This is a genomic window from Flavobacterium sp. 123, assembly GCF_003634825.1.
GTDB lineage: Bacteria > Bacteroidota > Bacteroidia > Flavobacteriales > Flavobacteriaceae > Flavobacterium.
Genome location: NZ_RBXD01000001.1, coordinates 1,111,288 through 1,136,223 on the forward strand (window position 1 = coordinate 1,111,288; position 24,936 = coordinate 1,136,223).

Here is a 24,936-nt window from a genome sequence, read left to right on the forward strand (position 1 = left end):
CTCAAGACTATAAATTCTTTATTTCAAAAGAATCTAAATCGTTTAGGAAACCTAATTTTTTTCTGGTTTCAAGCATTTTATCTTTGTTTAATTCTACTATAAAAACGGCTTCTGATTCCTGAGGTTCTAAAATAGAATTACCAAGATAATCAACAACTTGCGAATGTCCAATATATTCTAAATTATTACTGTCAAGACCAACTCTATTTACTCCAATTGTATAGCACATGTTTTCGACAGATCTGGCTTTTATTAAAATATCCCAAGCATTAATTCTTGGCTTTGGCCAATTGGCAACATATAATAGCAAATCATAATTTTCAGTATTTCGAGCAAAAACAGGAAAACGCAAATCATAACATACCAGCGGACAAATTTTCCAACCTAAATAATCTACAATTAATTTTTCTTTACCAGAAGTATAGACTTTGTCTTCTCCAGCAAGCGTAAACAAATGTCGTTTATCATAAAACTGCAACTCGCCATTTGGAAATATAAAAACCAATCTATTAAAGAAATTTTTGCCTTCTTTAATAATCAAACTTCCTGTTATGGCACATTTTTTGGCTTTCGCCAAAGATTGCAACCATTGCATTGTTTCCCCTTGCATTGTTTCGGCAACGGCAGAAGGATTCATTGTAAAACCAGTAGTAAACATTTCGGGAAGAACAATTAAATCTACTTGTTCCGTAAGGGCATGGATTTTTTTCTCGTAAAAATTACGATTGGATTTTGGGTTTTCCCAAACAATTGACGATTGAACTAATGCTACTTTCATTTTATAAAATTACAAATTTTCGGGCGATTTAATAAAACAAAAAACGCATTCAAATTAATGAATGCGTTTTTACTATTGCCTTTTGGCTAATGCCTAAAAAACTATTATTTCAAACTTGCAGATAAAAATTCTCTGTTCATACGAGCAATGTTCTCCAAAGAAATTCCTTTTGGGCATTCTACTTCACAAGCACCAGTATTGGTACAGTTACCAAAACCTTCTTCATCCATTTGACGAACCATATTCAAAACACGGTCTGTAGCTTCAATTCTACCTTGTGGCAACAAAGCATATTGAGATACTTTAGCCCCAACGAATAACATAGCTGAACCATTTTTACAAGTTGCTACACAAGCACCACAACCAATACATGCTGCTGCTTCAAAAGCTTTATCAGCATCTTGTTTATTAATTGGAGTTGCATTCGCATCGATAGTATTTCCAGAAGTATTCACAGAAACGAAACCTCCTGCTTGTTGAATTCTATCAAAAGATGTTCTGTCTACAATTAAATCTTTAATTACAGGAAAAGCTGCCGAACGCCAAGGCTCGATAACGATTGTATCTCCATCATTAAACATTCTCATGTGCAATTGACAAGTGGTGATTCCAGTATCAGGTCCATGTGCACGTCCGTTGATATACAATGAACACATTCCGCAAATCCCTTCACGACAGTCGTGGTCAAATGCGATAGGTTCTTTTCTTTCGTTTACTAATTGTTCATTCAATTGGTCTAACATTTCCAAAAATGAACTTGCCGTAGAGACATCGTTCAATTTGTATGTTTCCATTTTTCCTTTTTCTTTTGAGTTTTTTTGACGCCAAATTTGAAGGCTTATATTTATATTTTTTGCTGCGCTCATAATCCTATTATTTGTAATTTCTAGCTGCGATTTTAATAAACTCGTATTTCAATTCTTCTTTGTGAAGTTCCGATTTTGTAACATCGTATCCTTTGTTTTCCCAAGCTCCTACGAACGAGAAGTTTTCGTCATCACGAAGTGTTTCTCCTTCTGAATCTTGATATTCTTCACGGAAGTGACCTCCACAAGATTCTTTACGTTGCAAAGCATCCATAGCCATTAATTGTCCTAATTCGATGAAATCGGCAACACGAAGTGCTTTTTCTAATTCAGGATTCAATTCGTCTGAACTTCCAGGAACATAAACTTCTTTATAGAATTCTTCTTTTAAAGCAGCAATTTCGGCAATGGCTTCTGTCAAACCTTTTTCATTACGCCCCATTCCTACTTTATTCCACATAATATGACCTAAACGTTTGTGGAAATGATCCACAGTTTTAGTTCCATTGTTAGACAAGAATTTATTGATTTGCTCTTTTACATTATTTTCGGCAGCTACGAATTCTGGCAAATCTGTAGAGATTTTTCCAGTACGAATATCATCAGCTAAATAATTAGAAACGGTGTAAGGCAATACAAAATATCCATCGGCCAAACCTTGCATCAAGGCCGAAGCTCCTAAACGGTTCGCTCCGTGGTCAGAGAAGTTAGCTTCTCCTGCAACGAAACAACCTGGAATAGTCGATTGTAAGTTATAATCAACCCAAACTCCACCCATTGTATAGTGAACTGCAGGGTAAATTTTCATTGGAGTTTCATAAGGATTCTCATCCGTTATTTTTTGGTACATCGTAAACAAGTTACCGTATTTTTCTTCCAACCATTTTTTTCCTAAAGTAAGAATTTCTTCTTGAGAAGGATTGTGATTTCCTTTGGCGAAAGCCGTTTGTTTTCCTTTGGATTGAATCTCTGTAGAGAAATCAAGGTAAACGCCTTCGTTAGTGTCATTAGCCTCAATTCCGCGACCTTCGTCACAAACTTCTTTTCCTGCTCTTGAAGCCACATCGCGAGGAACTAAGTTACCAAATGCTGGATATTTTCTTTCTAAGTAATAATCTCTATCTTCTTCCGCAATTTGTGTTGGTTTCATTTTACCAGCACGAATCGCTTCTGCATCTTCTTTTTTCTTTGGAACCCAAATACGTCCTGAGTTTCTTAACGACTCAGACATTAATGTCAATTTAGATTGATTGGTACCGTGAACTGGAATACAAGTTGGGTGAATCTGTACGTAACAAGGATTTGCGAACAAAGCTCCTTGTTTGTGAATTTTCCAACCAGCAGTTACATTCGATCCCATTGCATTAGTAGAAAGAAAATAAACGTTTCCGTATCCTCCAGTAGCAATAATCACGGCGTGTGCTGAATGTCTTTCTAATTCACCTGTGATCAAATTACGAGCAATGATTCCACGAGCTTTTCCGTCTACTTTTACCAATTCCAACATTTCATGACGGTTGTACATATCGATTTTTCCTAAACCGATTTGTCTTGATAAAGAAGAATAAGCTCCTAATAATAATTGTTGTCCTGTTTGTCCAGCGGCATAAAAAGTACGTTGTACTTGTGTACCACCAAAAGAACGATTGTCCAACATTCCACCATAATCACGGGCAAAAGGAACTCCTTGGGCCACACATTGGTCGATGATATTTCCAGAAACTTCCGCTAAACGATGAACGTTTGCTTCACGTGCTCTGTAATCTCCACCTTTAATTGTATCATAAAACAAACGGAAAGTACTATCTCCGTCATTTTGATAATTTTTTGCAGCATTAATACCTCCTTGTGCTGCGATTGAGTGCGCACGACGTGGAGAATCTTGGTAACAAAATGCTTTTACATTATAACCCATTTCGGCAAAAGATGCTGCTGCCGAAGCACCAGCCAATCCAGTTCCTACTACGATAATATCTATTTTTGGTCGGTTGTTTGGAGCAACTAACTTTAAGTGATCTTTATAATCAGTCCATTTTTGTGAAATGTGACCTTCTGGTATTTTAGAATCTAGTTTCATTATAGATTGATGTTAATTATTAAAATGATGAAATAGTGCAATGAAAATAAATCCAAAAGGAACTATAATTGCAAAAGCATAACATATTTTATGCAACGACCTTCCGATTTTATTATCGAAACCAATTGATTGTAAAGAGGATGTAAATCCATGCCACAAGTGAACTGATAATAATAAAAACGCAACACTATACAATCCTGTACGAATAGGGCTTTCAAATTTAGCAACTAATTCTGTATAATATCTTGATTCTTCGATAGCATTTACCTCTACATATTTGTAAATCATTTCGTGAACCCAGAAATCATAAAAATGTAATCCTAAAAATGCTAAAACCACTAAGCCTGAAATAATCATATTTCTTGACGCCCATGATGCATTAGCAGCTCCATTGTATTTTGCATAAGCAATTGGTCTTGCACTTCTGTTTTTCAACTCTAAAACAAATCCCATAACAAAGTGAAAAACAACACCTACAATTAAAATAGGCTGCATAACAAATTGGATTAAAGGATTATACCCCATAAAATGAGACATTTCGTTGAAAGCATCAGCACTAAAAACCGAAACCATGTTAATAAAAAAATGTAATGATAGAAACATAATCAAAAAAAGTCCAGAAAGAGCCATTGCAACTTTTTTAGCAATGGATGACTTTAATAATGTAGATTTTGCCATAAGAATTTGAATAAAATTTATAAAAGTTATGCAAAAATAAATGAATTAGGAAGAAACTACAACCTTTTCGTGGCTATTTATAATCATTTTAAAGTGTTATAGCACATCATCAAACAAACCCTTAAAAAACAACGCATAACACATTAATTATCTGTATTTTAGTTAAACAAAAGTGAAGGTATTTTATCTTTTTGATTTGTGAATTTAATTGTTTTTATAGTTGTTTTTACTTCAAAATTATGTAATCCGTAATTTTAACTAATTATTTGTTTGTAATCCGTAAAAACATTAAAAACCATATTTTTTATCTGTCTAAAATAATTGGAATTTGAGTTGGTAATTTTAACTTTACCAGTTAAAAAATTAGTACATGAAAATCGGAATTGACGCAATCGCTTTTGACGTTGCCAAAATACATTTACCTATAAAAACTTTGGCGAAAGCCCGAAATATAGAACCTGATAAACTAGAAAAAGGTTTAGGTTTAATCAAAATGACTTTGCCAGACACACACCAAGATACTGTTGTTTTTGGGGCCAATGCATTAACAAAGCTTATCGTTGAAAATGATATTAATTTAAACGAAATCTCAAGAATATATGTTGGAACTGAAAGTGCTATTGACAGCTCCAAACCTATAGCATCTTACTTGATTAACTTAATAGAACAAAAATTCGGAGAAGACCTTTTATCGGAATGCGACGTTGTTGACTTCACATTTGCCTGTATAGGAGGTGTTGATGCCCTACAAAATTGCATTGATTTTGTAACTTTAAACCCTACCAAAAAAGCAATTGTCGTTACTACTGACTTTGCAAAATACGACTTAAATTCTACAGGAGAATATACGCAAGGTGCTGGAGCGTTAGCCATGCTTATTAGTACAAATCCAAGAATCATTGCTTTTGAAAACAATTGGGCAACAAGCACTAAAGGAGTTTTTGATTTTTTCAAACCTTATCGTACGATTTCTAAAAACGAATTAACAGGCGATGAAAATAATTTACCTTGGTTTGAAAATTTAGAAAGTGAAATAGAAATCCACAAAGACCAACCTGTATTTGACGGACAATATTCAAATCAATGCTACATGGATAGAACCAAAGCAGCCTATTTTTCATTCAAGAAAATTAAAAATACATCCGAAACTGTTTATAATTCATGGAGAAGCATCATCATGCATTTGCCGTATTCTTTCCAAGGCAGACGCATGTTATCAGAGATTTACGCTCTAGATGCGAGTTCGAAAATTATTTCTGGTGATGAATCTATTTCTGATTATCAAAACAAACTGAAGGAAGTAAGTAAATCCGATGATTACAGAAATTTTGTTAATCAAAAACTACAGCCTGCCGAAATTGCTTCTTCTTTAATTGGAAACTTATACACTGGTTCTATTTTTATGGGATTGCTTTCAACATTAGCTCATTTTTATAATACAAAAGCTGAAATTTCGGGAGAAAAATTTGGATTTTTAGCTTACGGAAGCGGTTCAAAATCAAAGGTTTTTGAAGGTACAATACAACCTGATTGGAGAACCGCAATTGCTACTGTAGATTTATTTGAGACCTTAGAAAAAAGTCATGAAATCGATTTTGAAACCTATGAAAAACTTCATAAGAAAGAACAAAAGAATAGTGTTCAACTTCCAAAAAACGAATGGGTTTTAGACCGAATAGAAAAAGAAAGTCCAAACTTAATTGGAGCTAGATATTACAAGTGGGTTGATTAAATTCATGCAACACTTCTCAATTAAGCACAAAATAGAAACAAAGCCAATTTGTTATATTTTGTGCTTTTTATTTAAAATTTACCCTATTCATAACAAAAAACAATTTAATCTTAGTATTTTTGAGTACTTATAAATACAACTCTAATTGTTATGAAATACCATCAAATTGACCGAAATTTATTTATAAAAAATCGTGATAAATTCATGGCTCAAATGAAGCCTAAAAGTGTTGCGGTTTTTAATTCTAATGACATATATCCTATTAGTGCGGACAGCACAATGCCTTTTGCACAACACCGTGATATTTTTTATTTAAGCGGAGTAGATCAAGAAGAAAGCATTTTATTGCTTTTCCCTGATGCACCATACGAACACCAAAGAGAAATGTTATTCCTAAAAGAAACTAGCGAACACATTGCCATTTGGGAAGGGGAAAAACTAACCAAAGAACGTGCTTTTGAAGTTTCAGGCATCAAAACAGTTTATTGGTTACAAGATTTTAAAAAAATTCTGTTTGAAATGATGACTCATTCAGATACTATTTATATCAATACAAATGAACATTACAGAGCTACAATAGAAACGGAAACACGTGAAGCTCGATTTGTAAAATGGTGGAAAGAAAATTATCCGGCACATTCAGTAGCCAAAAGTAATCCCATTTTACAACGCTTGCGTTCTGTAAAAGAAAGCGAAGAATTAGATTTAATCCAAAACGCCTGTAATATTACCGAAAAAGGTTTTAGAAGATTACTTTCTTTTGTAAAGCCAAATGTTACCGAATACGAAATCGAAGCAGAACTAGTTCACGAGTTTATTCGGAACCGTTCCAAAGGTTTTGCTTATACTCCAATTATTGCTTCTGGAAATAATGCAAACGTATTACACTATATAGAAAACAACCAACAATGCAAAGCAGGCGACTTAGTTTTACTTGATGTTGCCGCTGAATATGCAAATTATTCTAGTGATATGACTCGAATGATTCCTGTTTCAGGGAAATTTTCTGATAGACAAAAAGCGGTTTACAATGCTGTTCTACGCGTAAAAAATGAAGCTACAAAAATGTTGGTTCCAGGCACATTATGGAAACAATATCATTTTGAAGTAGGAAAAATTATGACTTCGGAATTATTAGGATTAGGACTTTTGGACAAAACCGACATACAAAATGAAAACCCAGAATGGCCAGCTTACAAAAAATACTTTATGCATGGAACCTCTCATCACATGGGATTAGACACTCATGATTATGGAATATTAACAGAACCGATGCAGGCTAATATGGTTTTCACCGTAGAACCTGGAATTTATATTCCTGCCGAAGGATTTGGAATTCGACTAGAAGATAATGTTGTGGTTCAGGAAAGCGGAGAACCGTTTAACCTAATGCGTAATATTCCAATTGAAGTTGACGAAATTGAGAATTTAATGAATTCTTAAATTACAGAAAAGAATCAAGATAAGGGAACAGACGGTTTGCAGAAATGTGAACCGTTTTTTTATTTACGATGTCAGTCCATAAGAAAAACTTAAATGACATATATGATTCAAAAAAATAAAAATCCTATTTTTGCTCCAAGTTTAAAACGATGAATCAAATTTTCTACAAAAACACCAAAATATCTTATTCCGACATTGGAAAAGGAACCACCATTGTTTTACTTCATGGATTTTTGGAAAACAAAAATATGTGGCAAAAATTTGTCACTGATTTAAGTCCAAAATACCGCGTTATAACAATCGACTTATTGGGTCATGGGGAATCCGAATGCCTAGGATATGTACATTCCATGGAAGATAATGCTGATGTTGTTCACGCTGTTTTATCAGAATTGCGTATTCGAAAAGCTATTTTTGTTGGGCATTCTATGGGTGGTTATGTAGCTTTGGCTTTCGCCGAATTATACCCTCAAAACACAAAAGGATTAGTTTTATTAAATTCAACCGCAAGAGCCGATAGCGAGGAACGAAAAGCAAATCGAGATCGCGCTATTAAAGCCGTAAAACAATCCTTTATAAATTTTGTCTCGCTATCCATTGCCAATTTATTCAGCGAATCTAATCGAGAAAGGCTTTTCTCAGAAATTGAAAAAGTAAAAAAAGAAGCTTTAAAAACACCGCTTCAAGGAATCGTTGCTTCACTTGAAGGAATGAAAATAAGAAAAGACCGAGAGGTTTTATTACACCTTACACCTTATCCTAAATTATTAATTTTAGGAGAAAAAGATCCCGTATTAAATTACGAAGAAACTAAAGAACAAATAGAGAACACAGCCGTAAAACTAGTCACTTTCCCAGACGGACACATGAGTCATATTGAGAATCAAGACCAATTATTGATCGTATTGTTGGCTTTTTTCAAAAGTATTTAAATCATTTTCTCTTCAAAAGGAATGCTTTCATCTAAAATTTCGCTCAATAAAAGAACCATTTGTTCTAAATAATTATTCAAAATTTCTTCATTTATAATTGAATTGACCTCTTTGTCTTCTTTAAAATTAAACGGAAGAAAACCTGCTTTTAAATTCTTGAAAGAAATAATTCCCGCTTCAATTGACTTTCCTTTAGCTTCATGCTCATACATAAACGCATAAGCCAGAACCTGAATGATTTTGTCGCTTTTAATATCTTCCGTTAATCCTTTCCAAGATTTCAAAGTGACACTTGCCTTTTCAACTTTACCCGTTTTGTAATCGATAATTCTAATAATTCCGTTACGCTCTTCAATTCTATCTACGTTTCCTTTTATCAATACTGGAAAAGGCAAATTAGGATGATTTAAAGTGCGTTCGAAAGTTTGTTCCAAAGCAATTATTTTTATTGCCTCATCATTTTTAATACTTTCTAATTCTACATTCAAGAAATTTAAAACATTTCGTTTTGCCACTTCAAAAGCCAAAAGATTTCTTCCTTTTTTGATTTCGCCTTCTTTGTAAACCAATTTGAACTGCTTCAAAACCTCAGCGTCAATTTGTTTGAAACAATTTAAAATATCATTTTCCGAAATAAATTTACCAATAAAAGGTTCGTATAAAGCTTTCAATGTTTCATGAATAATCGTTCCTAATGTATTCAAAGCAATGTTTTCCTCTACTTCTTCGACTTCACTAATGCGTAAAATCTTCTGGAAATAAAACTGAATCGGATTCCGAATATAACTCGTCAAGGCAGATGGAGAAAATCCTTTTTCGGCAATTTCTTTCAATCTTACCATCACACTTTCTGACTTAGGAATTACCATTGGCTGATAAGCCGTTTCAGGCAAAACCGCATTGTAAATTTCGTGTGTCAACGTATGATTTTTTTGCTTTTCGACCTCTAATTGAGTTATGAATCTGCTCTTTTCACCAGCATCAAGACCATCGCCCTCGGTATTATAAAGCAAGTAAATATTTTTAGCTCGTTGTAATAAATGGTAGAAATGATAGGTATAAATGGCGTCTTTTTCTTTGAATGTTGGCAAACCTAATTCACGTTTCACATCATATGGAATAAAAGAATTTTGTGATTTACCTGCCGGAAATTTTCCTTCATTCATTGAAGTAACAATAACAGTATCAAAATCCAATACGCGACTTTCTAATACTCCCATAATCTGCAAACCATTCAAAGGTTCCCCTTCAAAAGAAACTTCTGCCAAATCAATGACTTGTTTATAAATAGCATACAGCGTTTCGATTTTATCGATATGTTCGTGTTTTGAATAGTAATTAATCAGCTTATTAATCACTTTAAAAATAGCAAAAACAAAAGACTTGGTTATTTTCTCTTCTTCGTTATCATTGCTTAAATTATTCTTTATGGTTTGTAATAATCTAGAAATAGTCTCCAATACTGGTATTGAACCTTTTTCCCATTTTTGAAATAACAACAAAAATAAGTCTGATGGATTTGCATTCAATTCCATCAATTTATAATGCGCAATAAAGGTGTAATTATTTTGATTGATGGTATTTACAAGTGCGCTAGTTTTTGCATACGGCTCGACTAAAGGGTGCGTCAAAATATCCAAAACATCTTTATAATACAAAACGTAACTTTTGTTATTTCTAGACAATGCATTAGTGTGCATTTTGAATAATTTAGCTATCAAAATCTGAGCTGGATTATTTTTACTCGAATAACCCATAGTAATATTCAAAGCACCAACAGTTGATGGCAACGAATATAAAAGTGGAACCAAAAGATTTTCTTCACCAAGAACAACCGCTACCTTATCAAGCTTGCCTTCTATCCCGAGACTTCGGGATTCATGGATAACATTTTCAATAATACTCCCGGCAATTTTGGCTTGACCAATAGTTTTTGGAGTCCCAATAACTTGAATGTTTTTAGTTTGAGAAAAATCATTCACAATCCATTCAAAAGGATGTGATTTATAATGTTTCCAACTCTCTTTAAAACGGCGTACAAACAACCCCGCATCATGATATGGATCATTTAGAAAAGTTTGGTCTACATCCCAATATATTTTTGCTTGGTCTGAAGCAATGAGGTGCTGAATTATTTTTTCTTCAGCAGCATTTAGTGCATTAAATCCCGCAAAAAGAAATTGTTTATTTTGTATTGAATTCGAAAAATGGTTTAAATTATTTACCGCTTCACGATAAATTAACCCTTGGTATCCAATTCCTTTATTCAGTAAATGAGTATAAAGGGATTGATAATAATTAGGAAGTAATTTCCAAAAATCAACATACTTCTCTAATAATACCGTTTTATTTTCGACTTCGATTCCCCATTTTTTGATATCTTCTATGTCTTTCAAGTAGGAAAGAACATGAGAGGGCTCTAATAAATACCTGTCAATTTCATTGAAATCCTGCAAAAGTGTTTTGGCCCAATTAGCAAACAATTCAAATGATTGTTGATTTGCTTTATCAGTAACCGACAAATAGACTTCATAAAACTCAAACAACAACTCTATTGGATCAATCGTACGAATCCCTGCTATATTTTGGATAAAATCCTCTATACTTATAATTTCAGGAGAAAGTATATTTGTTGTCACTTGATTTTTTAGCGCTTCAATCAAAAATATTTTTGCTCGTTTGTTTGGTAAAACTACAATTGTATCCGAAAGATTTTCGGAATAGTTTTCAATTAGAACTGAGGCTATTTTATCTAAAAAAGAAGTGTTTGTCATTTTATAAAAATAAAAAAACGCCTCGATAAATCGAGGCGTTTTCTAAAATATTTTAAAGGAAATTATTTTTGTAATTTCACTTCAGTTCTTCTGTTTTCAGCTTTACCTTTAGCAGTTTTGTTAGATGCAACTGGAGAAGTTTCACCAAAACCAACAGCATTAATATTGCTTGGGTTGATACCTCTTTCAATTAAAGCATTTTTAACAACATTAGCTCTAGCTTCAGAAAGTTTTTGGTTGAACGCATCTGAACCATCGCTATCTGTGTGTCCTTCAATGCTAAATTTAGCATTTGGATAATTTTTAAGAATAGAAGCCATTGCGTCTAATCTAGCAGGAACATCAGCAGATTTGAAAGTAGATTTACCTGAGTTAAAGTAAACTGCTCTTGCTTGAATTTTAAGATTATCTAAAGCTTCAGTAGTAACTTCAGGACATCCTTTGTTGCTAGCTGGACCAGCTACAGTAGGACAAGCATCATCTTTATCAATAACTGAATCTCCATCAGTATCTGGCCAAGGACAACCTGCGTTATCTTTAGGACCTGCAACAGTAGGACATTTGTCGTCTTTATCAGCAATTCCGTCTCCGTCTGTATCAGGACAACCTTTTAATGATTTAGGACCAGCAACTTCTGGACAAGCATCATCTTTATCAGCAATTCCGTCTCCGTCAGTATCAGGACATCCGTTTAAAGCAGCTAAACCAGCAACTTCTGGACAAGCATCACTTGCATCAACAATTCCGTCACCGTCAGTATCAGGACATCCGTTGAATTGTTTTAAACCAGCAACTTCTGGACAAGCATCATCTTTGTCATAGATACCATCACCATCAGTATCTTTACCTCCAAATTTGAAGATAAGACCAAGTGTGTGTTGGAAATGAGAAGGAGAATCAATTACTCCATAATAATCTACTCTGTCTCCAAATGATTTTTTGTATTTAGTAGCAAGCTCTAAACCAACACCTTCAGTTAACCATAAAGTTAATCCAGCACCTGGGTTTACAGTTCCGTAGCTATCTTTTCCAAGAAATACATAACCTCCACCTAAAGTTAGGGATGGATCAATAATTTTAGATTTGATTAAATTCATGAAACTGTATTTTACAGTTGCATCAATTCCATAATACATCAAATCTCCTGGATTAGTTACGATATAACCTCTAGAATCATGACCTACAGCAGTTGGAGCAAAATATACAGCTTTGTTAATTTTGTTTACAGAACCAGAGATTCCAAAAGAAAAATTATCACCAACATATTTAGATACACTTAAATAAGATACAGAAGGAAGGACATTCCAATTGTCTTTAGTAGCGAATGGTTGAGAAAAATGACGATCTAGCCAATTATTTCCTCCACCAGCACTAGTTTTAGTGTCAACGGCATTAACTCCAAAAGAGATAGCCCATGGGTTGTTACTGTCTTGTGCGTGAGATGTTAATCCCATTACCATCATTACAGCAACTAAAAGTTTGTTAAGATGTTTCATACTTAATTTTTTTAATTACAATTTAGTTAATTATCCACAAAAGTAACATGTAAATTCATAACGACAAAATGAAATGATAAAAAAACTTACAAAAATCACCAATTTCAGGTATTAAATAACCCCTAAATCATGACCTACTTCAATAAATGCGCTTATTGCTTTGTCTAAATGTGCCTTAGAATGAGCCGCTGATAGTTGTACTCTAATTCTCGCTTTATTCTTAGGAACTACCGGAAAAAAGAAGCCAATCACATAAATCCCTTTTTTTAAGAGCTCATTTGCCATCGTTTGTGAGAGTTTTGCATCATACAGCATTACAGGAACTATTGCCGAATCTCCGTCAATGATATCAAAACCGGCTTTTTTCATTCCTTCTTTGAAATAATTTGTATTCCATTCCAGTTTATCTCGCAATGTGGTATCTCTTTCTAATATTTCAAAAACTTTTATAGAAGCTCCAACAATAGCGGGAGCCAAAGAATTAGAAAATAAATACGGTCTAGAACGCTGACGTAATATTTCTATAATTTCTTTTTTGGCGGTTGTATATCCTCCCATAGCTCCTCCGAGTGCCTTCCCTAATGTTCCGGTAATTATATCTACTCTTCCCATTACCCCTTTTGCTTCAAGCGTTCCTTTTCCTGTAGCACCAATGAATCCAGCAGCATGACATTCGTCAACCATAACCATAGCATCATATTTATCTGCCAAATCACAAATTTTATCTAAAGGAGCCACTACTCCGTCCATAGAGAAAACACCATCAGTCACAATTAATTTAAAACGAGCTCCTGCTTCACTTGCTTTAATGAGCTGTTGTTCCAAATCTTCCATATTGCTATTTTCATAACGATAGCGTGCCGCTTTGCACAAACGTACCCCATCTATAATGGAAGCGTGGTTCAAACTGTCTGAAATTATAGCGTCATTTTCACCTAATAAAGGTTCGAAAACACCTCCGTTAGCATCAAAAGCTGCAGCATAAAGAATAGTATCTTCTGTTCCATAAAACTCAGAAATTTTCTTTTCTAAGGTTTTATGAATATCTTGAGTTCCACAAATAAAACGTACCGAAGACATTCCAAACCCATGAGAATCTAATGCATCTTTAGCGGCCTGAATTACTTCTGGGTGTGATGACAATCCAAGATAATTATTGGCACAAAAATTCAAAACTTTCTCGCCGGTAGAAATCGTAATTTCCGCTCCTTGAGGTGAAGTGATAATTCTTTCTTTTTTGAAAATTCCGTTATCTTCAATAGTTTGCAATTCTGACTGTAAGTATTCTTTGATTTTTCCGTACATTTTAAAAGTTTATTAAAACCGTTATTTATTCTTTTTAATAATTGCTTACAAATTTACTATATCGATTTCTTTCCCTATGTATACCAATGCCTTTTTAACTACTTTGTATCCCATTTTCTCAATAGCATCTTGATAATTTTCCAATTGTTGTTGGTATTTAACATTATGCGTTCCAGTTTTGTAATCCAATAATAAAACTTCTTTGTTTTTAGTCAAAACCATTCGGTCAGGTTTTACGGTTTTACCTTCTTTTTGAATAATCGTTTGCTCATTCAAAACCTCATTACCTTCAGCAAAACAAATTGAAAGTTCTGGATGACTGACAATTTCTTGAATCGTTTTATAAACTAATTCTTTTTGGCTTAAGGTAATTAATCCGTTTTCAATAGCCTTTGTGATTGCCAAATCAACATCTCCTTTAGTTTTCACAAAAGATAAAATTTCGTGAATAACGTTCCCATATTCTATAGCTTCTTGTTGGAGTGTTCCCCACATTAAAGCTTCTCGTTGTGCAATTTTTATATTCTTTGGGTTTAAAATTTCAGAAACTAATGGAATCGTTTTAGACGTATCAATATGCTTTTTCTCAACAGACAGTTTCAATGGATTACCAAATTCATATTCGAATTTATTTTCATCGAAATCACCTTTATTAGCTAAATAATTAATAAAAAAGGCGCACATATTATTTTTTGGAACTTCTCCTTTATTAGACAAATTCATATTCGAAATAACATACAATTGCTCTTCGGCTCGTGTTAAAGCAACGTACAAAACATTTATATTGTCTAATAATTCTTCCTGCTTTTTCTGATTGTAAACTTCCGCTGCCGCTTCTCCAAAACCTTCCACAGCGCTACTATTATCTATTAAAACTTTTGGCAATCCAAAATCTTCTTCTTCGGCTTGAATCCATAATTTTGGTTTTGGATCTTTACTGTATTCATTTTCTGCAAAAGGCATTATTACTACCGGAAATTCCAATCCTTTAGAAGTATGAATGGTCATAATTCGCACAGCGTTTTTACCTTCTGGTGATGGGATACTGAATTTTTCTGAGTTTTTGTCCCAGAAATTCAAGAAATCCGAAATCCCCGCTTGATTGCGAATATCTCGTTCGAGAACGATATCCATAAAATACTGAACATAAGAATTCCCCTCCCCGACCCTCCCCGAATGGGATGGAGCCTTTACTTGCATATTGGAGTTTTGAAAATTTTCTTGGTTTACTAATTCACTTTTTATTTTATTTAAAACATAATTAATATTTGTTAAAACTTCATTATTTGTAAATCGAATTACTTTATATCCTAATTCATTTAAGATGATTGTTCGTTCATTATCTAATTGAATTTGCTCTTCGGTAAAATGATAATCACCATCAACTTCAATTATTAATTTTCTTGACAAACAGACAAAGTCAACTATAAAATCATTTATCAAATGCTGGTGCCTAAATTTGTAATCTAACGCTTTTGATCTCAACTCGGACCATACTATTTTTTCAGCATCTGTTGGAGTTTTTCGCATTCCCTGAGCTTTTTCTATCAACAAATGAGAATATTTCCCGCCAGTCATATATCCCAACTTTCGGGTTTCGTCTCCTCCTCCTTTGGAGGAGGCTGGGAGGAGGAATTTAGAAACTATAACCTCAACCGCTTCATACAAGGATTTTTTTCTGATGTTTTGAAAAGACAAACTCACGTTAAAACTCTCAAGCCAGGTCTCAAATTCCTTTTCATTTACATGTCCCATTCCTTGTGCAATAAAATCATTAATAGGCAATTTATCTTGTCTGTTTTGGGCTAAATAATATAGGAAGTTGGCTTTTGACTCTTTGTCAGAATTGTTTTTTAGATATTTTAATAAATGAATAATAAATCGAACTTCAGTGGCGTTTTTTATCATCAAAGTTTCTGATGACAAAAGTGGAATTCCTTGTTCTGTCAAATAATTAGCAACGGCAATTCCTTGACTACGTTTTCTAGTCAAAATAACAATATCCTTATATTCGAAACCTTGTTTTACTACTTTCTGAATGGTATTCAACGTTGCTAAAACATATAAATCCGTTTTATCCAAAGCTTCTTCTTCTCCCGAAGCTTCAGAATTATCGTCTGTTTTTTCGACTTTTGGAATGAAAGAAATATTAACATAACCTCCCGTTTTATCATTTGGTTTTTGATGACTGTGATTTTCATACAGATCTTTATAGTCCAAATGCTGGAATTCATTCGACAACAATTTAAAGAAATCATTGTTAAATTCGATTATTTGAGAATAGGAACGGTAATTTTTATCTAAATGCTCTAACTTTTTATCAGGATTACTGAATGGATTTTGGTCTTTACTCAACTCGATAAACTGTTCGGCTTTCCCACCACGCCAGCGGTAAATAGATTGTTTTGGATCGCCCACAATCATCAAAGTTCCTTTTACTCCAAAATCATCCTGACCAGAAAGCGCATTGTCAATCAGTGGAATCAGGTTTTGCCATTGCATTTCGGAAGTGTCCTGAAATTCATCAATAAAAAAATGTCGGTAGCGTTCCCCCAATCGTTCGTAAATAAAAGGCGCTGGCTGATTCTGGATTTCCCGATGGATAATCGCATTAAATTCTGAAATCGAAAGCACATTTTGTTCTTCCTGAATTTTGGCTAATTCGTTACTGACCGTATTTAATAGTGACAAAGGCGTAATGTTTTTCAAGAACGCTTTATAGAAAAATATCTTTTCGAAAGTTTTGTAAACTTTAGTTAGAAGTTGCAACAAATCAGGAATTATGCCTTCAATAATAGCGCTATCTTTGGCTGTTTTATTGATAGCAACATCATCAAATTTGCGAAAAGTTTTATTCTTTGGATTGAATTTACCTTGTTGAATACTCGTAATATGATTAGGAAAAGTACCTCGGGAAAAAGACTTTAGATCAATTCCATTTTTTTCGATTAACGCATAGGCCTCGTCTGCTAACTCAACTGTTTCTTTCTCTAAAACCTTGCAGATTTCGGCTAATTTATTTTTTATTTCAACAAATTCTGCAATGGATTTGTCTTGAAAATGTGTGATTTCATTTCGGTTATTTTCATTCAAAACTAAACGACCCGTTTCGAAAATTTCACGAGAAATATCCCAGGACTTATCATCGTCAGTTTTTTCCATAGTGAAATCAATGAGCAACTTAGTCAAGGTTTCGTCTTCTCCAGCTTGAACAATAATGGCATCTACCGCTTCAATCAACAAGTTTTCCGTATCCAAAGTAACTTCAAAAGTCATAGGTAAATTCAAATCATGTGCAAAAGCCCGAATCACTTTATGCGTGAATTTATCAATAGTCGAAATATCAAAAGCAGCATAATTATGAATAATATGCTTGATGATTTGCTGTGATTTGGTTTTGATTTGGATTATAGACAATTCCGTGTCAATGGATAAATCCCGCATCAAATCCTGCGCTTTCTCATTAGGTTCCTCTTTTGCAAATTCAGAAAGATTGCCTACGATTCGGCTTTTCATTTCATGAACCGCTTTGTTTGTAAACGTAATAGCGAGAATGTTGCGATAAGCATCATTTTTTGGCGCTACTAATATAATTTTCAAGTATTCTTTAACGAGTGCATAGGTTTTTCCGGAGCCTGCCGATGCGTCGTATATGGAGAATGAATGTCTTTGCATTTTGATATTTTTTTGGACAAAATAGATTTTAAACCATATAAGTCATTTAAGAAAAAAATTTAGAATATTCGGATTTCACAACTTATTGTAAATGATGTTAATTCCAGAAAACCCTAGCCCTGATGGAAACGGCATCCTTTTTATAAGATGATTTTTCATCACCTTATAAAAAGATATAGTGAACAGCAGGAAATAGCTTCTAAAAACACCCCTATTAATAGGTTACTTTTAAAATATGTCCCGAAACTTCGGGATAAAACTTAAAAGTAGTATTTTTGCAGCATGGAAACAAATAGACAGAAAAAAATAGGTGGGGTTATCCAAAAAGATTTGGTTGACATTCTACAAGGTGAAGTGAGAAAAAACGGACTTACAAATTTGATAATTTCGGTATCCAAGGTTGTTGTAACATCAGATTTATCTGTGGCAACTGTACATTTAAGCATTTTTCCTCAGGATAAAGCGAAGGAAACTCTAGCGGCAATTAAGACTAATACGACTCTAATCAAACATGATTTATCACAAAGAGTGCGTTTGCAATTACGAAAAGTACCAAATTTGGTTTTCTTTATTGATGACTCTTTGGACTATATTGAAAAAATTGATAATGCCTTGAAAAATCAAGAAAATCCTATTGAAAATAGAGATCTTCTAGAAAAACGTAGACATTCATAAACTTGAATTTCCCCCTTTACATAGCCAAACGCTATATTCTTAGCAATAGTAAAAACAATGCGATTAATATCATCAATCGGATTGCGAGCTTAGGAATTATTGTTGGAGCTTTGGCTTTGTTCGTCGTTTTATCCGTTTTTAGTGGATTGAAAAATTTTAGTCTTTCATTTACAAATGAAATTGATCCGGATTTAAAAGCGAGTTCCACTCTTGGAAAATCTTTTTTTATTTCTCCCTCACAAGAAAACCAAATCAAAGAAATTGACGGCATCGCCTCCTATTCTAAAATAATTGAGGAACGTGTTTTATTTACTTTTAACGGAAAACAGGAAGTTACGTACTTAAAAGGTGTTGACCCCAACTTTAGGAAAGTAAATGCTATTGAAAAAAAACTTTTTAACGGACAATGGATCAAACCTGATACCTATCAAGTAGTGGTTGGTTACGGAATTGCTCAGAAATTCTCGATGGGTTTGCTTGATTTCAATCATCAATTGGAAGTTTTAGTTCCAAAACCGGGAAAAGGAGCTATTGAAAATCCGGAACAAGCTTTCAATAAAACGGACATAATTCCTGTGGGTATTTATGCTATTAGTGAAGATTTAGATTCAAAATATGTTTTTGCCGATTTAGGTTTAGCCCAAGAATTATTAGAATACAAAACAAATCAGGTTTCTGGAGTTGAATTTAAGCTAAAAAAAGGAGCTGATGAAGCAGTAGTAAAAGACAAACTACAAGCTATTTTCAACAATAAATTGACCCTAAAAAATAGAGCACAACTCAACGAATCACTTTATAAAATGTTGAATACCGAGAATATTGCGGTGTATTTAATTTTTACTTTAGTCATTGTTGTGGCGCTTTTCAACTTGATTGGCGCACTAATTATGATGATTTTGGATAAAAAAGGAAATTTAAAAACTTTATTCAATCTAGGAACTGAAATCAAAGATTTGCGCAAAATATTCCTGCTTCAAGGCACTCTACTCAGTGTTATTGGTGGAATTATTGGTTTGGTTTTAGGAATTATCATTGTGCTATTGCAGCAGCAATTTCAATGGATTATGATTACACCTACACTGGCGTATCCTGTGGTTTTCTCTCTAGAAAACGTATTGATTGTTATGGGAACTATTGTCTCACTTGGTTTTATGGCATCTTTGATTGCAAGTAGTCGCGTGAGTAAGAAGTTGTTGGATTAAATCAAAAAATCGCGAATTCACGATTTTTGCTTTTCTTTTATACTATAAAATTTAAACCACTTCGTAACCTGCATACGCTTCTTCAATCTCATGCAAAGCGGCGAACAATTCATCAGGATGATCTAGCGTTACTAGTTTTTGTTTGTAGGTTTTAAAAGAATGAATTCCTTTAAAATAATTAGTATAATGTGGTCTTGTTTCAACAATTCCAAGTCTTTCACCTTTCCATTCCATTGCCCAAGTCAAGTGGTTACGAACAGCTTCAACTCTATCTATAACGGTAGGTTTTGCTAAATGTTCGCCAGTATTGAAGTAATGTTTTATTTCGTTAAAAATCCAAGGATAACCAATGGCTGCACGACCAATCATGATGCCGTCGATGCCATATTCGTTTTTGTATTGCAATGCTTTTTCTGGCGAATCGATATCCCCATTCCCGAAAATAGGCATCATGATTCTAGGATTGTTTTTGACACGAGCAATATGCGACCAGTCCGAATGGCCTTTGTACATTTGGGCACGAGTTCTAGCATGAATACTTAAAGCCGCAACACCAATATCTTGCAAACGCTCCGCAACCTCATCAATATTGATAGAATTATCATCCCAACCCAAACGCGTTTTCACCGTTACTGGTAAATGTGTGCTATCGATAACGGCTTTTGTCAAACGTATCATTAAATCAACATCTTTCAGCACTCCTGCTCCAGCGCCTTTGCAAACCACTTTCTTTACGGGGCAACCAAAATTAATGTCAATCAAATCAGGATTTACTGCAGAAACAATCTTTGAAGACATGGCCATAGCTTCTTCATCACCTCCAAAAATCTGGATTCCAACGGGGCGCTCGTAATCAAAAATATCTAATTTCATTCGGCTTTTAATAGCGTCACGAATTAATCCTTCGGAAGAAATAAATTCCGAGTACATCAAATCAGCACCATGTGATTTACACAACCTGCGAAAAGGCGGATCGCTTACATCTTCCATAGGTGCGAGAAGTAAAGGAAAATCAGGTAATTCTATGTTGCCAATCTTGACCATCTGCTTAATTTTTTGCAAAATTACACTTTTTAGACGAATGGAAGAAAGGCTAAAGAAGAAAGACTTCACATTAAAGCGATTAGTTTGCTAATTCTAGACTTTGAAACTGTTTATTTTAGCTTATATTTGCAGATTAAATCTCAATTATTGGGATTTGCGTTAGGGATGGAAGCGGCATCCTTTTGTGAAGCGAAGCGGAACAAAAGATATAGCGGACAGCCCGACCCGAAGGGAAACGCCCAAACATCGACATCCTGAAGTTTCGGGACGGTACGACATAAAATGATAGAAAACGAGAATGAAAAATATTAGAAATTTTTGCATTATTGCACACATTGACCACGGAAAAAGTACGCTTGCCGACCGACTTCTTGGTGCTACACAAACGGTAACCGCTCGTGAAGAGAAGGCGCAATTGCTTGACAACATGGACTTGGAGCGCGAACGTGGGATTACAATTAAGAGTCATGCGATTCAAATGGAGTATAAATATAAAGGGGAAGATTATATCTTGAACTTGATTGACACTCCGGGTCACGTGGATTTTTCTTATGAAGTTTCTCGCTCAATTGCTGCTTGCGAAGGCGCTCTTTTGATTGTAGATGCTGCACAAAGTATTCAGGCGCAAACTATTTCTAATTTATATTTGGCTCTTGAAAACGACTTGGAAATCATCCCTGTTTTGAATAAAGTAGATTTGCCAAGTGCCAATCCTGAGGAAGTAAGTGACGATATTATTGATTTATTAGGTTGTAAACTAGAAGATATTATTCATGCATCAGGTAAAACTGGTTTTGGCGTGGAGAATATTTTAGCAGCTATTATCGAAAAAATCCCTGCTCCAAAAGGAGTTAAAGACGAACCATTACAAGCCTTGATTTTTGATTCTCACTACAATCCGTTTCGTGGAATTGAAGTTATTTTCCGTGTAAAAAATGGAGAAATTAAAAAAGGCCAAAAAATAAAATTCATGGCTACCGGCAATGAATATTTTGCGGATGAAGTAGGAACTTTGAAATTAAATCAAGTTCCAAAGAATGTGATTTCGACGGGTGATGTTGGGTATTTGATTTCAGGAATTAAGGAGGCAAAAGAAGTAAAAGTAGGTGATACTATTACGGATGCGAAAACGCCTACAACGAATATGATTACTGGATTTGAGGATGTAAAACCAATGGTTTTTGCCGGAATTTACCCTGTAGACACTGAAGATTATGAAGATTTGCGTTCTTCTATGGAAAAACTGCAATTGAATGACGCTTCATTAGTATTTGTTCCAGAAAGTTCCGCTGCTTTAGGTTTTGGTTTCCGTTGCGGATTCTTAGGAATGTTGCATATGGAAATTATTCAAGAACGATTAGAACGTGAGTTTGATATGACTGTAATTACTACGGTTCCTAACGTTTCGTATTTGGCTTACACCAAAAAACATCCTGATACTCCTTTTGTAGTTAACAACCCTTCTGATTTACCTGAACCTTCGCGTTTAGACAGAGTTGAAGAACCTTATATTAAAGCAACAATCATTACCAAAGCAGATTTTGTTGGGAATGTAATGAGTTTGTGTATTGAAAAACGTGGATTAATCACGAATCAAACGTATTTGACAACAGAAAGAGTGGAGTTGAATTTTGACATGCCTTTGGCTGAAATTGTATTCGATTTTTACGATCGATTGAAAACAGTTTCTAAAGGATATGCTTCATTTGATTATTCTCCAATTGGAATGCGAACTTCAAAATTAGTGCGTTTGGATGTCTTGTTAAATGGACAAACCGTTGATGCCCTTTCTGCCTTAATTCACGAAGATAATGCGTATAATATAGGTAAGAAAATGACCGAAAAACTACGCGAATTAATTCCGAGACAACAATTTGACATTCCAATTCAAGCTGCAATTGGGGCTAAGATTATTGCTCGTGAAACTATAAAAGCCTTACGTAAAGACGTTACAGCCAAATGTTATGGTGGAGATATTTCTCGTAAACGTAAATTATTGGAAAAACAGAAAAAAGGTAAAAAACGTATGCGCCAAGTAGGAAACGTAGAGATTCCTCAAGAAGCATTTATGGCTGTTTTGAAATTAAACGATTAATTTTTCCGGAGAACAGAAAAAAGAGAATAGAATAAAGACAAAACCTGACAATATTAAATTTGTCAGGTTTTTTTATTTTTTATTTATCCATTAACCAACCGAATAATCGCTTCGCATCTTCCCCTTTAAATAATTGCGTTCCCTCATTCATAGTTGCTGCTGAACCACAAGCTACTCCCCAACGAATAACTTCTTTCAGGCTTTTATTTTGCGAAAGCGCCCAAACCATGCCTCCTACCATACTATCACCAGCACCAACAGTACTTCGTTTGACTACATTAGGAGCTGGAACAAATTCATAAGTATCTTTAGTAACTAAAACTGCTCCTTGAGGACCAAGGGAAACCACTACAATTTCTGCACCACCTTGAGCAATGATTTTCTTGGCAGCTTCGTTTACTTCACCTATTTCAAGGGTTTCTACACCTACTAACTTAGCTAATTCGCCAACATTGGGCTTTATCATATAAACTCCTTCTTGGAGCGCATGAGTCAACGCTTCACCATATGCATCAACTACTACTTTTATACCAGAAATTTTGGCTATTTTGGCTATTTGTTTGTAAAAATCAGGTGGTAAACCTTCATTTAAACTTCCGCTAATTACTAAATACTTACATTTTAATTTTTGGATTACCTGAATAATTTCGGCTTTTTCAGTTTCATTTATAGCTGCTCCCGTAAAACCAAACCTATATTGGAGATTTGTATTATCATCCACCGCAACAAAACTTTCTCTTGTCCAACTGCCAATCGCGATAGCTTCAAATGGTATTTTCTCGCTTTCGATGAGTTCCTTTAACTTTTCGCCCGTTGCTCCTCCAGAAGTAAAAACAGCTTTTGAAATACCTTCTAAACGCGCAATAGCTTTAGAAACATTGATTCCACCGCCGCCAGCATCAAAACGTGGTGTTTCGCAACGGATTTTTTGCTCAGGAACTAAACCTTTGAAATGAGAACTTTTATCTAAAGCAGGATTAACTGTAAGGGTAACAATATCGAATGATTCCATTGTATGAATATTTATATTATAAAGGTCTGAAAAATTAGTAAATATCCATCTGAATTCCCTGATAAAAACACTAAAAGTTTACGACCAAAAAAGATTGCAAGTTTGTACCTTTGCGATTCTAAACTTTGGAACTAAAAAATGATTGAAGATAAAAACCCACAACGCACGAGTATTTCACAATTAGGAGAATTTGGATTGATTGATCATTTGACAAAAAATTTCGAAATCACACAACCTTCTACTATAAAAGGAATTGGCGATGATGCCGCTGTACTTGATTTTAAGGATAAAAAAGTTGTGGTTTCAACTGATTTATTGATTGAAGGTGTCCATTTTGACTTGGCATACATGCCGTTAAAGCATTTGGGTTACAAAGCAGTCGTGGTGAATGTTTCTGACATTTGCGCTATGAATGCAAAACCAACGCAAATTACGGTTTCTGTTGCTGTTTCTAATCGGTTCCCACTTGAAGCCTTAGAAGAATTATTTGAAGGAATAACGCACGCTGCTAATGAATATAAAGTAGATGTTATTGGCGGAGACACTACTTCTTCACAAAAAGGATTAATCATCAGTATTACTGCAATTGGAGAAGCAAATGAAGACGAGATTGTCTACAGAAATGGTGCCAAACAAACGGATTTATTAGTTGTAACAGGAGATATTGGAGCTGCCTATATGGGATTACAAGTTTTAGAACGTGAGAAACAAGTTTTTCAGGTAAACCCAAATTCACAACCTGATTTAGATGCATACACTTATTTGATAGAACGCCAATTGAAGCCAGAAGCACGTAAAGATGTTCGTACTTTATTACATGCTTTAGAGATAAAACCAACATCTATGATTGATATTTCGGATGGATTATCATCAGAGATTATGCATTTGTGCAAACAATCAAAAGTAGGATGTAATTTATACGAAGACAAATTACCTATCGATCCTCAATTTATTAATGTTTGCGAAGAATTTAATATTGATAGTACAACAGTTGCCATCAATGGTGGAGAAGATTACGAATTGCTTTTCACAATAGCTATTGAGGATTTTGATAAAATAAAAGGAAATCCAAATTTTTCGATTATCGGTCATATGACTCACGAGAGCGAAGGCATACATTTAGTCACTAGAGCCAATACTAAAATTGCTTTAAAAGCTAGAGGTTGGGATGCGCTATCAGAATAACAATACTTTATAACAAAAAAAAACGAC

Annotated in this window: 17 protein-coding genes; 7 read left to right on the plus strand and 10 right to left on the minus strand. The window is 34.3% G+C overall.

Going from position 1 to position 24,936, the window contains the following annotated elements; all coding sequences use genetic code 11:
• Positions 1 to 7: 7 nt before the first annotated feature.
• From C8C88_RS05025 to C8C88_RS05040, 4 genes are all read right to left on the minus strand, one after another.
• Positions 8 to 778, minus strand: a complete 771-nt coding sequence (locus C8C88_RS05025; protein WP_121337061.1) for an amidohydrolase — start codon at positions 776 to 778, stop codon at positions 8 to 10.
• A gap of 104 nt (positions 779 to 882) precedes the next feature.
• Entirely contained in the window at positions 883 to 1,644 is a 762-nt protein-coding gene (locus C8C88_RS05030; protein ID WP_121337062.1) for a succinate dehydrogenase/fumarate reductase iron-sulfur subunit, read from the minus strand.
• A 7-nt stretch (positions 1,645 to 1,651) separates the two neighbouring features.
• Entirely contained in the window at positions 1,652 to 3,661 is a 2,010-nt protein-coding gene (locus C8C88_RS05035) for a fumarate reductase/succinate dehydrogenase flavoprotein subunit (RefSeq protein ID WP_121337063.1), read from the minus strand.
• A 12-nt stretch (positions 3,662 to 3,673) separates the two neighbouring features.
• Positions 3,674 to 4,339: a succinate dehydrogenase cytochrome b subunit gene (locus C8C88_RS05040; protein ID WP_121337064.1), complete on the minus strand. Its 666-nt coding sequence runs from the start codon at positions 4,337 to 4,339 to the stop codon at positions 3,674 to 3,676.
• Positions 4,340 to 4,709: 370 nt separating this feature from the next.
• Between C8C88_RS05040 and C8C88_RS05045 the strand changes: the two genes are divergently transcribed.
• From C8C88_RS05045 to C8C88_RS05055, 3 genes are all read left to right on the plus strand, one after another.
• On the plus strand, positions 4,710 to 6,071 hold the full coding sequence (locus tag C8C88_RS05045) for a hydroxymethylglutaryl-CoA synthase family protein (protein ID WP_121337065.1): 1,362 nt from the start codon (positions 4,710 to 4,712) through the stop codon (positions 6,069 to 6,071).
• 150 nt (positions 6,072 to 6,221) lie between these two features.
• A complete protein-coding gene (locus C8C88_RS05050; RefSeq protein ID WP_121337066.1) occupies positions 6,222 to 7,514 on the plus strand; it encodes an aminopeptidase P family protein in 1,293 nt (430 codons plus the stop codon).
• Positions 7,515 to 7,663: 149 nt separating this feature from the next.
• Positions 7,664 to 8,446 carry an alpha/beta fold hydrolase gene (locus C8C88_RS05055; RefSeq protein WP_121337067.1) on the plus strand — a complete coding sequence of 261 codons (783 nt, stop codon included), beginning with the start codon at positions 7,664 to 7,666 and terminating at the stop codon, positions 8,444 to 8,446.
• Here C8C88_RS05055 and C8C88_RS05060 read toward each other — a convergent pair.
• From C8C88_RS05060 to C8C88_RS05075, 4 genes are all read right to left on the minus strand, one after another.
• The gene (locus C8C88_RS05060; protein ID WP_121337068.1) at positions 8,443 to 11,220 is read right to left on the minus strand and encodes a PD-(D/E)XK nuclease family protein; all 2,778 of its coding nucleotides are present in this window, start codon (positions 11,218 to 11,220) and stop codon (positions 8,443 to 8,445) included. The two genes, C8C88_RS05055 and C8C88_RS05060, sit on opposite strands and share 4 nt — an antisense overlap.
• Before the next feature lie 62 nt (positions 11,221 to 11,282).
• On the minus strand, positions 11,283 to 12,716 hold the full coding sequence (locus tag C8C88_RS05065) for an OmpA family protein (protein WP_121337069.1): 1,434 nt from the start codon (positions 12,714 to 12,716) through the stop codon (positions 11,283 to 11,285).
• Between the two features lie 111 nt (positions 12,717 to 12,827).
• Complete coding sequence (gene kbl, locus C8C88_RS05070; protein WP_121337070.1) at positions 12,828 to 14,021, minus strand: glycine C-acetyltransferase; 1,194 nt, start codon at positions 14,019 to 14,021, stop codon at positions 12,828 to 12,830.
• 45 nt (positions 14,022 to 14,066) lie between these two features.
• Entirely contained in the window at positions 14,067 to 17,696 is a 3,630-nt protein-coding gene (locus tag C8C88_RS05075; RefSeq protein WP_121337071.1) for a UvrD-helicase domain-containing protein, read from the minus strand.
• Between the two features lie 282 nt (positions 17,697 to 17,978).
• Between C8C88_RS05075 and rbfA the strand changes: the two genes are divergently transcribed.
• Entirely contained in the window at positions 17,979 to 18,371 is a 393-nt protein-coding gene (gene rbfA / locus C8C88_RS05080) for a 30S ribosome-binding factor RbfA (protein ID WP_121337072.1), read from the plus strand.
• Between the two features lie 2 nt (positions 18,372 to 18,373).
• Entirely contained in the window at positions 18,374 to 19,573 is a 1,200-nt protein-coding gene (locus C8C88_RS05085) for an FtsX-like permease family protein (protein ID WP_121337073.1), read from the plus strand.
• Between the two features lie 51 nt (positions 19,574 to 19,624).
• Here the strand turns inward: C8C88_RS05085 and dusB are convergent, their stop codons facing one another.
• Positions 19,625 to 20,617, minus strand: a complete 993-nt coding sequence (gene dusB / locus C8C88_RS05090) for a tRNA dihydrouridine synthase DusB (RefSeq protein ID WP_121337074.1) — start codon at positions 20,615 to 20,617, stop codon at positions 19,625 to 19,627.
• A gap of 298 nt (positions 20,618 to 20,915) precedes the next feature.
• Between dusB and lepA the strand changes: the two genes are divergently transcribed.
• Positions 20,916 to 22,712 carry a translation elongation factor 4 gene (gene lepA, locus C8C88_RS05095; protein ID WP_121337075.1) on the plus strand — a complete coding sequence of 599 codons (1,797 nt, stop codon included), beginning with the start codon at positions 20,916 to 20,918 and terminating at the stop codon, positions 22,710 to 22,712.
• A 79-nt stretch (positions 22,713 to 22,791) separates the two neighbouring features.
• On the opposite strand, the gene C8C88_RS05100 is transcribed toward lepA, so the two are convergent.
• Positions 22,792 to 23,724 (minus strand): 1-phosphofructokinase family hexose kinase, encoded by a 933-nt coding sequence (locus tag C8C88_RS05100; RefSeq protein ID WP_121337076.1) that lies wholly within the window; start codon positions 23,722 to 23,724, stop codon positions 22,792 to 22,794.
• Positions 23,725 to 23,862: 138 nt separating this feature from the next.
• On the opposite strand from C8C88_RS05100, the gene thiL reads away from it, so the two are divergent.
• Positions 23,863 to 24,909 (plus strand): thiamine-phosphate kinase, encoded by a 1,047-nt coding sequence (gene thiL, locus C8C88_RS05105; RefSeq protein ID WP_121337077.1) that lies wholly within the window; start codon positions 23,863 to 23,865, stop codon positions 24,907 to 24,909.
• Positions 24,910 to 24,936: the final 27 nt, after the last annotated feature.

Coding starts and splice junctions, on each gene's coding strand:
- C8C88_RS05025 (WP_121337061.1), bottom strand. CDS start 778: ATGAAAGTAGCATTAGTTCAATCGTCAATTGTTTGGGAAAACCCAAAA.
- C8C88_RS05030 (WP_121337062.1), bottom strand. CDS start 1,644: ATGAGCGCAGCAAAAAATATAAATATAAGCCTTCAAATTTGGCGTCAA.
- C8C88_RS05035 (WP_121337063.1), bottom strand. CDS start 3,661: ATGAAACTAGATTCTAAAATACCAGAAGGTCACATTTCACAAAAATGG.
- C8C88_RS05040 (WP_121337064.1), bottom strand. CDS start 4,339: ATGGCAAAATCTACATTATTAAAGTCATCCATTGCTAAAAAAGTTGCA.
- C8C88_RS05045 (WP_121337065.1), top strand. CDS start 4,710: ATGAAAATCGGAATTGACGCAATCGCTTTTGACGTTGCCAAAATACAT.
- C8C88_RS05050 (WP_121337066.1), top strand. CDS start 6,222: ATGAAATACCATCAAATTGACCGAAATTTATTTATAAAAAATCGTGAT.
- C8C88_RS05055 (WP_121337067.1), top strand. CDS start 7,664: ATGAATCAAATTTTCTACAAAAACACCAAAATATCTTATTCCGACATT.
- C8C88_RS05060 (WP_121337068.1), bottom strand. CDS start 11,220: ATGACAAACACTTCTTTTTTAGATAAAATAGCCTCAGTTCTAATTGAA.
- C8C88_RS05065 (WP_121337069.1), bottom strand. CDS start 12,716: ATGAAACATCTTAACAAACTTTTAGTTGCTGTAATGATGGTAATGGGA.
- kbl (WP_121337070.1), bottom strand. CDS start 14,021: ATGTACGGAAAAATCAAAGAATACTTACAGTCAGAATTGCAAACTATT.
- C8C88_RS05075 (WP_121337071.1), bottom strand. CDS start 17,696: ATGCAAAGACATTCATTCTCCATATACGACGCATCGGCAGGCTCCGGA.
- rbfA (WP_121337072.1), top strand. CDS start 17,979: ATGGAAACAAATAGACAGAAAAAAATAGGTGGGGTTATCCAAAAAGAT.
- dusB (WP_121337074.1), bottom strand. CDS start 20,617: ATGGTCAAGATTGGCAACATAGAATTACCTGATTTTCCTTTACTTCTC.
- lepA (WP_121337075.1), top strand. CDS start 20,916: ATGAAAAATATTAGAAATTTTTGCATTATTGCACACATTGACCACGGA.
- C8C88_RS05100 (WP_121337076.1), bottom strand. CDS start 23,724: ATGGAATCATTCGATATTGTTACCCTTACAGTTAATCCTGCTTTAGAT.
- thiL (WP_121337077.1), top strand. CDS start 23,863: ATGATTGAAGATAAAAACCCACAACGCACGAGTATTTCACAATTAGGA.